Source organism: Paenibacillus sp. 01T422, assembly GCF_056398785.1.
Genome location: NZ_JBFTQB010001549.1, coordinates 1 through 585, shown reverse-complemented (window position 1 = coordinate 585; position 585 = coordinate 1). Strand labels below are relative to the sequence as shown.

The window sequence follows — 585 nt, the reverse complement described above, 5'->3', positions numbered from 1 at the left end:
ATCTGACAGTCTTGCCTGAGCATAGCTCGCCCCAATAGCGGGTAAATTGTTAGTGGGGTGATGACTATGCCAGATGTAAAATGTTCAGTTGCCAACTGCGAATATTGGACGCAAGGTAACAACTGCAACGCAGGAACCATTATGATTGAAGTAGATCAGCATGCCAACGCGAATTACAATGAAGAATTTGCAGGGGAATCATTCGATACCGATCATCAAGATGCAGCGAGCAAAGCCGCGAACACTTGCTGCCACACCTTTCAAGCAAAGAAGAAGCAGTAATCATGCGCCAGCATGGAGGCAACTTGAGTAAAAGCACCAAGGAGCGGTTCCAGAAGGAGCAGCTTCGGAACGAAGGTGGTCTAAGTAGCAAGGAAGAGTATGCAACTGAGATTACAGGGCCCTCGCGGAGAATTCATTATGCCGAGCCGTATCAAGCCAAACATTCAGAAGTCCAGAAGTCGGATGTCTCCGATGAGGAGATGAATGATTTAGTTGAAGCTGTTACGCGAAATAAGGCGGTTGGATATATCGCTTTGTTCGTTGCATTGGCTTCCCTCTTTGTATGGCCTGTACTGCTTGGTG

General features: G+C 47.4%; 1 protein-coding gene and 1 pseudogene. Both read left to right on the top strand.

The window, feature by feature from the left end; all coding sequences use genetic code 11:
• Positions 1-66 precede the first annotated feature (66 nt).
• Positions 67-282 (top strand): DUF1540 domain-containing protein, encoded by a 216-nt coding sequence (locus AC1DUA_RS40105; RefSeq protein WP_127451895.1) that lies wholly within the window; start codon positions 67-69, stop codon positions 280-282.
• Positions 283-305: 23 nt separating this feature from the next.
• Positions 306-585: pseudogene (locus AC1DUA_RS40100) on the top strand (hypothetical protein); the annotation flags it as partial.